Source organism: Paenibacillus polysaccharolyticus, from assembly GCF_900102085.1.
Classification (GTDB): domain Bacteria; phylum Bacillota; class Bacilli; order Paenibacillales; family Paenibacillaceae; genus Paenibacillus; species Paenibacillus polysaccharolyticus.
This window is the reverse complement of record NZ_FMVM01000011.1, coordinates 53158-66013: the sequence shown is the minus strand read 5'-3', so window position 1 is coordinate 66013 and position 12856 is coordinate 53158. Positions and strand designations below refer to the sequence as shown.

The following is a 12856-nucleotide window of genomic DNA, read 5'->3' as shown; positions in this document are numbered from 1 at the left end:
TTAATTCGATATCCGCATTAAAACAACCATTATTTCTCATACAATTTGGTTGAAATGAGAGGTGTACATAATGAAGCATAGACAAGAACCACCTGGCGACAAAAATATTATCGGCTCCAGAGTCGTAGCCATCCGTAAAAGTAAAGGAATCAAACAACGTGAATTCCTCGCCAGATTGCAAACATTGGGACTGGATATCAGTCAGACTAGTCTTTCACGTTTGGAGGGTCAATATCGTCTCGTTCAAGATTATGAAGTGTTGGTTATTGCCAAGGCATTGGAGGTTTCTGTGGGGTATTTACTTGGGGAAGAACGAGTAAAGTGACAACATAATTTAAGGCATAACTACCTATTATGAAAATATTACATTTTTTTACATAATTGAGATTGTACACTTCGAATAGTAGCATTCACGATAAAAATAAAGCGTTTGGAAATATCCTTCTTATAATCTCTTCTAAGTTCCAATAGCCCTTGAGTAGTCTTAATGTCTAGTTCGCCTACCCAAGGATTTTGTTAAGTTCCCTTGAACATCTGCATCCACTAGCGATACTTTTTTCCTTTTCAACGTTAAAAAACGATCGCGCTGAACTACAGCAATTGGCTCTAGAAAGAATATCTAACAAAAAGAGAGCATCCAAATGAAGGATGCTCTTTTGGAATATCTGCATTATCAAAAAAACATTAGAGGCATCTACAACGACTCGTAGCCTGCCATATCGTTATTAGCTAGACACAATCCTAAATATCACAGACGAGCACCTATCTACCCCAGCTAAGAGTCTACTGTATCTTTTCAATTTGAGGCCCCTCTTCAGTGTATCCAACAATCCTATACTGAACCATTTTTCTATTTCTCATTTTTATAGAAAGCAATTGAGCAAAATTTTCATCGTGTGTTGAAACAACTATATGTTTATTACTATATCTGGAGTCCATTATGGCTCGTAACACATCAATAAAAGCAAGAATGTTAACATCATCCATACTCTGTATAGGATCATCCATGAACAGTTGTTGAAGCTGACTATATCGTTGAGTGAGACCTAAGCCAAGAAAGATACTTAAGGCCAGAATATTTAATTGGGCAGCGCTAAATATTTGATCAAGATAGAGATCAACCTTATCCTCAAGTTGTGTTTCACCTATAAAGTTAGTTCCTCGCTCTGTGTTTGTAATGTGTAATCTTTTGTGAAATGGATGCGGATTGATTGTTTCATATACCCAACTGATTATGGGATGGTTCTCTAACCTTTCCTTAACAATTTGTCTTTGCTTTCCAAGTAATTTTCCATGCCATTTATTTACCTCAGTCCGATAATAATCAATCTGTAGCTTTTCATCATTATATTGTTTTATTACTTCTTCCAGTTTCTCATATCGAATCATTACAGCTTCATATTCATCTGGAAGCTTCTTATTTAGGATTTCTTTCATAGACCCAATAAGATCATCAATAACAACAAATTTACTTTTGATAGACTCCATGTTCTTTTTCACTATGGCATAATCTTTGCCATTAAGATATTGTTCCCTGAGCATAGTAAGTTCACTTTCTATTTCACTAAATGTCAGATTACTAGAAAAACCAAGTAAACTTTGATTTAGAGTAAACCATTCTTCAGATTTAGAAATAATATCATCAAGTGAAGATGCTTCAAGTTCTTCAAGCTTCACTTCACTCCCGAAAAGACTTATTAAGGACTCCTGAATCCTGTTGATTTGTATTTTAATATCATTATTTTTGAGAATCAAAGAACTTTTTAGTTCAGAATAAGTATTCAAATCCTTATTAAGTTGTTTTTCAACATCATCATATTGCTGTTTAAACTTAGTCATTATACTTTCCAATCGCAAATTCAAAGGCTCAGTTACTTCTTTTAAAAATTGATAGTCAAGTGCACGAATATTATCGTTAACCTTTTTTTCTCTACTATTTATAAGAGCAATCTGTTCGTTACCTGCAGAAAAAGTTGAATCAATTATCAAAACAAGCTTCTCAGCTGTAGTAGAACTATCTTCCCAGCCTTCTAAACTAGTATACTTAGAATTAGAAAAGTCATCATTCAAACAAACTGGGCATTTATCAATACTTAGGAAATTTTCATTAACCATCTTCTTAACGTGATTTAAAGCTTCTTGGTATTGTTTATTCAGCTGAGAAACAGAATCTTTCTGTGAAATTATCGCCTCTAAGTTTTCTTTTAATTGTTTTTTTCTTCTCTGTAAATTTTTTGATCGCTCTTCAACTTCGCGAAACCATTCTTTGTTTATATCCTCAATTTCCAATGTTTTCGAATTAATGTTAAGTTCTGATGAAAAATCAAGAATAAATTTATTCCATTTTTCTTCCTCTTCACTCCACTCTTTCCAAAACTGAATGTTAACATCGAAGTTGGAAATAAATCTACTTAACAAAGTGAATACATTCTTATAGTCTGCAAGGGACTCCTTTTTATTTTGGATGGATTTCACACCTGTTTCAGTTGTAATAATTTGTCGATTTATTTCATCGCTTTCTTTCATTAATAAATTGCTGTTTTCTCGCTTTATACGATTAGCTGCTTCTGATCTTTGTAAATGTTTTTTTGCCTCCTCCAATAAAGATGCTCTTTCAAATCGCTTACTGAGACGTAACAACTCTTCATACTTGGAGTTCAAATCGTTACGAAATAGACTAACTCTTTGATGTTCCACACTTACCGTCTGCAGATATTTAATACAATTGTTAAGGCCTATGTTTGATTCAATCATTAACAATGAAAAATTATACTCTAAATCTTTAATATCACTACGTGATAAAATAAGTTTAATTTTATTGTAATCTTCATTGATCGCTCTTATATAGTGAGCCATATCTTCAAAATTTAATTTTTTCATAAAATCTGTAATTCCAATTTTGAAGTTCTGAAGATTCTGAATAATTTTACTTAACTCACTATATTTAATTGTTAACGAATTATTTTTTGCTTGATATTTACTCAGAGACTGGTAAGCATTGTTGAGTTCTTCTTCCTGTAAAAGATGCATGAAAATATCTCTTCTTTTCGCTGGTGAATTATTTCTCAAAAAATCACTTATACTTTCTTGTCCTAACATATGAGTATGAAAAAATGCTTCTTTATCCTTCGTTTCTAGAATAAACTGGTGCAACACTAATTCGTTAGTTACTTCAACCAAATCACTTGTTCCCATATATACTTTAGATAAATAACTTGTGTCTCTTTCTGTAGTACGAAGTACATTGTTAGTGCTTTTCCGGACAATACGTAACCCATTAGTGAATAGTAATTCAACGAATATCTCTCTACGCTCAATATTTCCATGTTTAGGATGGTAAAATTTCAAATAATGACTTCGTTTTAATTCATTAGCTTGATAAGTTTTTTCTTGATAAAATTTTTCCAAGCGGTAAACGTTATCTGTCAAACACCATTCGACTGCTTCAAAAAAAGATGTCTTTCCAAACCCATTATATCCATGAAATATTACCAAGGGAGAGTCCAGTTCGTCGTAAACAAAGCAACGATCTGAAGAACTTTCGTTCTCACCATATCCACGAAAATTTTTTATTTTCACTTTTGACAGATACACCGTTTACCCCTCCTTCTTTACTACATTTTCAATATTTTGAAGTAATTCTTTAATTTCTTCAAAATCTATCTTTTCGCTATCTAGACTTTCTAAAACTGAAAAGCTATCCAATATTCTTTCTGGAAATAATAGCTCAACAAAATTCCTTTTCAATTCCTCCATGTGCTCGTATTGGATGATAATTTTTCGTGCTATAAATCTATCACGTTCATATTTAGCTATTTCTGCAGGTTTGAAGCAACTCTTTTCATCCTTATATTGATGAAGAGCTACTATATACATATCCCACAAAAATTTGGAGATCGGTATCTTAGTTTCAACGACTTCAATATTCTTTGGGTTATTCATTCGCATCATCATTTTATTTCTTAGACTGGGTAATTTTTTAGCGATATCATCAATTTGAGATAACTCGTCTATTAAGCAAATAACTAATATTTTATCTTTATCTAGATTACCTATTCTACAGGAAGGCAGTTCTTCATAAAGAAGGAAATCCTTTATTCCTAATTCATTCATTATAATATCCATCATATCCGCCCTTCCTTAAAACTTTTAGTAAAGGGACAATCAGCATCGTGGGTTAGCAATCTTACACATCGTATACATTTATATTGAAAAGAGCGATAAAACTCCTGGTTTAAAATAGTTCCGTAGGGTTTTGAAATATCCATAACTATGTCCTCTATATTTAATCTTTCTGGATCACATATTTTGCAATCAGCATCAAAAATTATGGTCTCATCACCTATAGCCTTCATAAGATGTTGATCTTTTAGAGTATGTTCGATAAAAGCAGTTATTAACATTTGCTCATCTTGCTTATCACTAGCATGATGTGTAGTTTTCAAAGAAAATCCTTTATATTCAGAAAACGATACATTATTAATGCCTTCAAGATCAAATAGATCTATATCTCCTAGCTCTTTTTCCGATAGAGCATATATTTCTCCCATTGCTTTAAATAATTCCAGTATGTTAAGCGCATATGACGGAGAAGATCCCATTAGATATCGGCTGTTCATCTGCGTTACTCCATATTCTTTCATTCCATGAACCCACTGTTCAGTGCATGTGCCTACTACTTTTAAAATACGCTCTAAACTATCAGAGTGCCCTTTTCTCTTTAGAAGCAGTTCATACTTAATTAATTCAATTTCAATATCTTTAATAGAGCTAGCCAAAACATCTTTGTTAAACAGTTCTTGAATTGATTCAGTGTGATTTGCTACGATTTGATTAATCGAACTTGTCTTTAAAATGAATGAAGTTGTATCCACTGTCGTATCCAAAAAAGCATTCATAATAAGAAATCTAATATTTTCATATTCAAAGTTACTCAGTCCAGGAAAATGAACTGACAAATGATATTCAGTTTTCTCTTTAAGAGCTAAAATACTGCTGAATTTATCAACTTTTTTTCTGGGAGTATCAAAGGTAACTAACTTAACAAATTCTAAAATTTCCTCATCGCTTATGAGCACATTTTCAGATAAGAAATTCTTGTATTCATCTGGATATAAGTGTAAGTGATTAATTAAGGCGCGTTTAAATTGAGGTCTTTTTAGCTGAGGGTTAGATTTCTTATAGGACATTTTAAACACTTCGTAAGCTTCTTTACCCTCCTTTTTATCGGCATATTCGTACACCAAACAATCCTTCACATAATTAATGTATTCATTAGGGATATCAAACTTTTTCGTATTCCAATTATTAAAAAAATCAAAATCAGAAGTAGCAAACGGCACATTCGTTTTTATTTGGAATGTACCACTTGTTTTTGTTCTCTTATATGTGTGATAAAAATTATAAATAGTATGGGTTATAGCTTCTTGATTACGAGTAAAAGAGTCATCGCTATAAAATTTAGCTTCAATAAATTGATCGTTACCATAGTTTACTCTTACATCTGCATCACATTCTACACCTACGTAAGCATCTTCATATTCATAAACATTCACTAATTCATAGCAGGCTATCAGAAGTTGAAAGTAGAATCCCGCTATAGAGTGTTTAACATCAGTAGATTTCATTTCAAGCCCTACCTTCTCTATATCTAACCTCAAATTCAACGGAAGAATATAAAAATAACATTAACGGCTTACTAAAACTTATTATGCGTAAGTTTAATTATTTTAACTTGACCGCTTTCTTTATTAATTCTATGTGCTCTTTATGAATTCGTTTTAGAGCACTGATTCTTTCTTCCATGATGTATGGTGCATCATGTGATAGCGTATTTATATTTTCCTTCAGGTATTTATATAGTGTCTTTTTTTCTTGATCTGTCGGCAATACAGGAGCTAGAGGTAAAGATAAAGGCTCATCTTGCTGAGCAAGTTCTTCGGGCGTTGCAAAACCGAATTGATTAAAGTTATACAGCGCCTTTTCCATTTCCTTTTGAGTTAATTCATAAGAACCTTCTGAATCTAAAGTTACTCTATCAAATTCTAGGAGTAATAATTTTGATGGCTTCTTTTCAAACGTCTCATAGTATAGGAGAACTTTGAGTACCTCTTGTCCGGCTAACTCTTTAATAGGCTTAAACTTACTATTTTTAGGATTTGGTACTTTGTGGACTTTCAGATCATTACTTATATACAACCACCTTGATCCACTCATACACACACTCCAATTGAGGTTATTTTATTTTTCAATTATCGAACAGTAATCTCTACATATTCAAAAGTTCGTTTTTCTTCTTTTGAAACTCTTCATCTGTAATTACGCCTAAATCTACCAGATTTTTAAATTTCAAAATTTCATCAGCCACGCTCTCGACTTTTTTTGCTGGCTCTTCTTGAATTGCTGAAATTACTTCAGTCCATTCTGTTTCTTCATCTGATCCTATATCAATAACTTCTTTCTTGAAATTTTCCATATCATTCACAAAATCCTTCTCTGAGTAGTTACATGCTACTTTGTATAGTTCGTCACGTAGTCTATTCCCCATAGGTTTCATGGAGGCATACGTTATACCACCTGAAATCACACCACCTAATACGGGAATAGCTTTAGATATGCCTTGCGCAAAAGTTTTCTTAGTTATTTTAACACCTATTGTGGCAGCTACTTTTTTCACAATAGGATAGTAAATTGTCTTCATCAAAGCACGTTGTGGAAGTTTTTTCAAAGTTTGCTGCGCTACTTTTGCTGATACTATTTTAAGAGCAGAACTGGCACCACCCACTCCAAACATTACTCCGAGGAAAATTATTAGCTCTGATTTGACTCTGTCTGAGTTTATTCCTTGCTCTCCCCACAAATCTTCATGACCGAATAAATATGCCAGTTCTTGCGCCAGTCGGAGTGCTACTCCAAAAAACTGTAAAGTGTCAGCTGGTATAGTTGCCGCCATTGCAATTCCCCCAGGAAGTCCTGTTGCAAAGGAAATTCCTGTGCTCTGCAATGTTCTTTTTTCAATATGACTCTTTGCTAATTTATTTAGTAAATTCACAGAAATCCCCGCATCAACTGGCCCCTTATCCAGAGCATTTAGAAGTTCACTGCTACTTACTTTACTTGCTAATATTTGTGTCAAAAATTCTTGGCGATTTACTTTAACTCCCGGAACCTTCAATGCATTAACTACAATCATTTCTAAAGAGTTTGCTTTTTCTTCTTTTGACATAATTATCACTCCCATTTTTTAAATAACGAGTTGGTCTTAATTCTATTTCAACTACTTTTTCAAGAAAGTTATAGATTTCTCAAATAAGATTTTAGGGAAATTGTTCAAAGGTATCGCTCTTTTATGTTCCGATCCAGCCCCCCTTATTCTAAAACTCCCGCCCTCCGGTCTATATATTTCTATCCATTCGCTTTCTAACTGGTTCAAGTCTATGCATGATTCAAATGTTTCAAAATCAACTATACAAACTCCTGTTTCACCACAAACAAATATTAAGTATGTATTCATTGGAAATTGCTGAAATACTTTTGTTACCTCAACTTGATGTTCTGGCGTAAAAGTAAACCTCCACGAATTCCCCATTTTTGCTGTATATTTGATATACAAACCCTTATCATGATTTAATTGATAGGCATGTAGTGAATTAATATTGGATATTCTATTAATTGAAGTAAAGTTTTCATGTTCAGTAATTCCTGCTAATGCTACTCCATGATAAAAAGATCTGTTTGTAATCCTCATGTTCTATCTCCCCCTCGATACATTCCTATTCAGCAACATCAGATGAATACTTTGCTCACCTTACTTCTTGAATAAACTTTCTGTGGAGTCAGAGTTCTGAACTCTAGACTATATCTAATCAATATGTTCTGATATCCTATTAGAAACTATATTTTCCTTAACTACATAGATAATAACCCATTTTGTGACATTTGCGAAGAGTTTCCCTGTGCTAAAAGAACTATTTTTAGAACTTTAAGCCTATTCAATCAAGTTTATAAGATACTATTGATATAGCATCTTGAAATATCTTTTGTAAGGGGTATCAATTAGAGTTGAAGGCGAAGGAAGAAGTAATACTGATCTTTGCATAATCGGAGCATGCTTCTTAACTAAGGATATGTCGAAACAATCCACAAAATAAATATCTAAGATAAGTTGATGTCATTAATGTTGGCATCAACTACTTATTCAAAGGAGATATGATGTATAGAAGACTAATAATTATTGCTTGTCTGATAGAAGTGTCCTTTTTACTTTTTTTACAATATCGTTACAATAATATTTTAGATCTTTTTCCTTTCATTGGGGTGTTAGTTTTTTTCATGGTGCTGAGTTATTTCTTAAAAGTTCAACTAAGTAAAAAACGTAAAGAAATAGTACTTTTGTTACAAACACTATTTTTAATATTTATTCCAATTTATACTATAACCACACTTCCTCAATACACGTATGAACGTGCGGTAGATAAGGTCACTCAGAATTTAGAAGAGCCTTATGTGGTTAATAAGCAAAAGAATACGTTAATTGAAGATGAATCTAATGAAATTAAAAAAGGTTATATGTTCTCAGTGGAAAAAAATTCAGAAGTAACTTCATTCGTTTTTGATCCATGGACTGGTAATTATCATGAAGTGCAAGATTGAGATAAGTTTAGCTACTCGGTTAAATTGATGTAGATTCTGCTATCATTTGAAAATTATTTTTAACGCCTTAAGAAAAAAAGAATCGGTTCACCGATTCTTTTTTTCTTGCACATTCTTAGCCTTCCGATCATGCATACCTGCGAATACAAGACCGCGCAACATGTATATGATGTTAAGTGATGTTCCTCTTTTGCAAAGCATCCCTATCGAGCATAGTGCAGTTGGATTTTATTAAACCATAACTCATATGGTCTAACTTCCTAGTTCTTTTTTGAAATTTGTACACATAAAAATCCCCCTTCACTGTAGCAGGTTCTAGCTATACACCTGTTACAATGAAGGGGGATAAATGTTTGTTTTATATCTGCTCAGCTTAGAAGCTATGAGCTATTTCATGGTTAACCCAGCAATTGATCTATCGTTGGATTCTCTCTCAGCATGCGCATAATCACCGTTAAGGCTTCCGCCCTCGTGAGATTGGCGTCCGGTTCAAACTGATTCTGGCTCTTGCCCTCCAGTATACCCGCTTTTGCAGCCGTTTCAATGATCTCCTTCGCCCAATGCTTGGGTGCTACGTCAACGAATGTTGCTGCATCGCCAGATACACTATTCTGAAAAATCAGGATTTTTGAGATCATAGCAACCATCTCGGCTCGTGTAATCCTGTAATCAGCGTGGAACGTTCCGTCAGAGTACCCGTTGATAACTCCATTGGAAGCAAGAATTTCTATAGAGTCTCGCGCCCAAGAGTTTTGAATATCCCGTAACTCTAACATTCCGCTTCCTGAGCGCAGAGCAAATGCTTTAACCAGAAGTGTGCTGAACTCTGCCCTTGTAATAGAAGCATCCGGTTTGAATCTGCCGTCTGGGTAGCCATTGATTATACCTATCTTGCTAGCGGACAAAATATCTTTGGAAGCCCAGTGGGACGCTACATCCTGGAACGTTACAGAATTACCGGCCAATGACTTTTGTATAAAAGCTACGAGCCGATCGGTTTCAACAAGAGCTTGAAAATGCTTGGTCTCCTTAGCAGGAGGTATTGAAGGTTCCGTTTTAGCCGGAGTACTATTATCGATTGAAGTGCTTGTATTGGTTGAACTGCTCGGAGAAGATCCTGACCCCGAAACTGGCATGCCAGTTACTGTTATGTTGATATCTACCGATTGGGTTCCATACACAGCACTGACGACAGTACTGCCCGCTGTCTTACCTGTAACCCTCCCACTGCTAACACTAGCAATTGACGGATTACGAACAGTCCAGGTTACCCATGAGGTCACATCTTTTTGCGACTGATCTGAGAAAACAGCTGTAATCGCTACAGAAACCGTTTGTCCGGTCGATACGCTCAACGTATTCGTATCCGTCTTTAAACTGTTTAATCCCTGCAAGGTAATGCTCTTTGTTGCGATGCCGCTCATTTTGTTGACGTCGCTTACGGTAAAGCTGATTGTGCGCGTCGTCATATTCGTAGAAACTTGTGTGTTACTGTAAGTAACTGCTTGCAATGCGTTCTGCCACTGCGCCAACGTTGCGGTTCCACCTGCGGACGTCAGCGTCAGAACACCCATGAGAGCATCATAACTCGCCGTAATATTCCCCATGCTCGCTCCATCATTGGTGTAAGCCAATACGTCTTTTCCCGCGTCCAAGTGGCTCACGATGCTAACCGTTGCACTGGCCAAGGTTGCATTATCCAAATCGGATACCGCCAGACCGCCGTCAATAGCAACCGGAGTCGAAGTTCCAAAGATGTAATTGGTCGAACCATCACTCGTGGTCACAATAGGTGTCTGGTTGGTAGCCATCACCATCACAGTTCGTGTCGCTGGATTGCTCACATTGTCGTCATCCGTCACCATGAAGCTTACTACACGTGTCGCCGCATTTGGCTTGATCGCCGTATTGGTATAAGTAATCGATCTCAAGGCAGCTTGCCACTGCGCCAATGTTGCAGTTCCGCCCGATGATGTCAGCGTCAGCACACCCGTAGATGCATTATAACTGGCTGTAATATTCCCCATGCTCAGCCCGTCATTGATGAAACCGAGCACATCTTCTCCAACATGAAGATTACCTGTAATCGCCACTGTTGCGTTTGCAAGAGTAGTGCTGCTATCTGCTGTTACCGTTATGCCAGAGTCGATATCGACCGAAGTTGAGGGTGCATTATCCCCAGCCACAAATGAAGCCGAACCACTGCTTGTAGTGAGCGTCGGAGGCGTGATCACCGTCACTTCCACAGGATGTGTAGCAGCAACGCTTGCCTTTGTTCCGTCGCTTACGATATAGCTAATATTGCGTTGCCCTGGCGTGGCGCTCGTGCTTGAGAACGAAATTCCCCTCAACGCTCTCTGCCACTGCGCCAACGTTGCGGTCCCGCCTGATGATATCAGCGTCAGTACGCCAGTAGATGCATTATAACTCGCCGTAATATTTCCCATGCTAGCCCCATCATTGGTGTATGCCAATACGTCTTTTCCCGCGTCGAAATTGCTCATAATACTAACCGTTGCGCTAGCCAAGGTTGCATTATCTAGGTCGGATACCGTTAGACCGCTGTCAATATCCGCCGGAGTCGAAGCTCCAGAGATGTAATTCGTCGAACCACCACTTGTGGTCACGATTGGTGACTGGTTGGTTGCTGTGACCGTTACAGCTCTTGTCGCTGTATTGCTTGTGTTAACCCCATCTGTCACATTGAAGCTAACCGTACGTTCGGCCGTGTTCGGCGTGATCGCCGCACTAGTATAAGCAATTGATCTCAGGGCGTTCTGCCACTGCACCCCCGTTGCTGTAGAGCCTGCGGATGTCAATGTCAGCACGCCAGTAAAGGCATTATAACTAGCGACAATATTTCCCTTGTTAGACCCGTTATTAATTAACAATAGCAGATCTTCTCCAACTTGAAGATTGCCTGTAATCGCCACTGTTGCGCTTGAAAGAGCAGTGTTGCTATCTGCTGTTACCGTTATGCCAGAGTCAATAACGACCGGAGTTGAGGGTGTATTATCCCCAGCCACAAATGAAGCCGAACCGCTACTTGTAGTCAGACTAAGAAGCATATTCACCGTTACTTCCACTGAACGTGTAACTGCAACGCTGGTCTTCATTCCATCATTTACGGAATAACTAACGATACGCTGCCCTGACGTAGCACTTGTACTTGAGAATGAAATGCTTCTCAACGCACTCTGCCACTGGGCCAACGTTGCGGTTGCGCCTGATGATGTCAGCGTCATCACGCCAGTAGATGAATTATAACTCGCCACGATATTTCCCATGCTCGCCCCATCATTAGTGTATGCCAATACGTCTTTTCCCGCGTCGAAGTTGCTCGTGATGCTAACCGTTGCGCTGGCCAAGGTTGCATTGTCTAGGTCTGATACCATTAGACCGCTGTCGATCGCCAACGGAGTCGAAGCTCCGGAGATGTAATTCGTCGAACCACCACTTGTGGTCACGATTGGTGTCTGGTCGGTAGCTGTCACCGTTATAATTCGTGTTGCCGTGTTACTTGTATCCACACCGTCCGTCACCGTAAAGCTAACCGTACGTGTCGCCGTATTTGGCGTAATCGCTGCATTGCTATAAGTAATTGATCTCAGAGCGTTCTGCCACTGCGCCAACGTTGCGGTTGCGCCTGATGATGTCAGCGTCAGCACGCCAGTACCTGCATTATAACTGGCTGTAATATTCCCCATATTCTGTCCGTAATTAATGAACATCAGCATATCTTCTCCAGCATGAAAATTACCTGTAATCGCTACTGTTGCGCTTGCAAGGGTATTGATGCTATCCGCGGTTACCGTTATGCCAGAGTCGATCGCAACCGGAGTTGAGGAAGCATTATCTCCAGCCACGAATGAAGCAGTACCTCCAGTTAAAGTTAATAAGGGACCCGTTGCTGCAAAGGTTGTCGGCGTAATATAATTACCGAATCCCGTCTGAAAAGTTAACGCAATGGTGACCAGGACTAACATTTTTCGTAATAAGCTCTTCATCGACTACTCTCCCTATCGTTTAGATTTAATCCTGAATCTCACTATTGCTGAAACATAAACATTAATTAACACCCGAATTAGTTGAACCCCTTATAAAACCTTTACTACATAGACAAAATCCATTTTGCGACATTATCGAAAAGAATTCCTGTGCTTTAAGAACTATCTTTAGAACTTTCGCCCTATTCCGACTCATT

At 37.3% G+C, this 12856-nt stretch carries 9 protein-coding genes; 2 read left to right on the top strand and 7 right to left on the bottom strand.

Going from position 1 to position 12856, the window contains the following annotated elements:
• Positions 1-70: 70 nt before the first annotated feature.
• A complete protein-coding gene (locus BLQ13_RS16225) occupies positions 71-325 on the top strand; it encodes a helix-turn-helix domain-containing protein (protein ID WP_090921920.1) in 255 nt (84 codons plus the stop codon).
• A 458-nt stretch (positions 326-783) separates the two neighbouring features.
• Here the strand turns inward: BLQ13_RS16225 and BLQ13_RS16220 are convergent, their stop codons facing one another.
• From BLQ13_RS16220 to BLQ13_RS16195, 6 genes are all read right to left on the bottom strand, one after another.
• Positions 784-3594, bottom strand: a complete 2811-nt coding sequence (locus tag BLQ13_RS16220) for an AAA family ATPase (protein ID WP_090921918.1) — start codon at positions 3592-3594, stop codon at positions 784-786.
• A 3-nt stretch (positions 3595-3597) separates the two neighbouring features.
• The gene (locus BLQ13_RS16215) at positions 3598-4128 is read right to left on the bottom strand and encodes a hypothetical protein (RefSeq protein ID WP_090921916.1); all 531 of its coding nucleotides are present in this window, start codon (positions 4126-4128) and stop codon (positions 3598-3600) included.
• Complete coding sequence (locus BLQ13_RS16210; RefSeq protein WP_090921914.1) at positions 4125-5627, bottom strand: hypothetical protein; 1503 nt, start codon at positions 5625-5627, stop codon at positions 4125-4127. Before BLQ13_RS16210 ends, BLQ13_RS16215 begins: the two co-directional genes overlap by 4 nt.
• Positions 5628-5724: 97 nt before the next feature.
• Positions 5725-6216, bottom strand: coding sequence for a hypothetical protein (locus tag BLQ13_RS16205; protein WP_090921912.1), 492 nt, complete (start codon positions 6214-6216; stop codon positions 5725-5727).
• Positions 6217-6268: 52 nt separating this feature from the next.
• The gene (locus BLQ13_RS28905) at positions 6269-7225 is read right to left on the bottom strand and encodes an SHOCT domain-containing protein (RefSeq protein WP_139168910.1); all 957 of its coding nucleotides are present in this window, start codon (positions 7223-7225) and stop codon (positions 6269-6271) included.
• 51 nt (positions 7226-7276) lie between these two features.
• Entirely contained in the window at positions 7277-7747 is a 471-nt protein-coding gene (locus tag BLQ13_RS16195) for a hypothetical protein (RefSeq protein ID WP_090921910.1), read from the bottom strand.
• Positions 7748-8208: 461 nt separating this feature from the next.
• Here BLQ13_RS16195 and BLQ13_RS16190 point away from each other — a divergent pair, with 461 nt between their 5' ends.
• Positions 8209-8652, top strand: a complete 444-nt coding sequence (locus tag BLQ13_RS16190; protein ID WP_139168909.1) for a hypothetical protein — start codon at positions 8209-8211, stop codon at positions 8650-8652.
• A gap of 398 nt (positions 8653-9050) precedes the next feature.
• Here BLQ13_RS16190 and BLQ13_RS16185 read toward each other — a convergent pair whose 3' ends face one another.
• The gene (locus tag BLQ13_RS16185; protein ID WP_090921906.1) at positions 9051-12659 is read right to left on the bottom strand and encodes an S-layer homology domain-containing protein; all 3609 of its coding nucleotides are present in this window, start codon (positions 12657-12659) and stop codon (positions 9051-9053) included.
• Between the last annotated feature and the right edge of the window lie 197 nt (positions 12660-12856).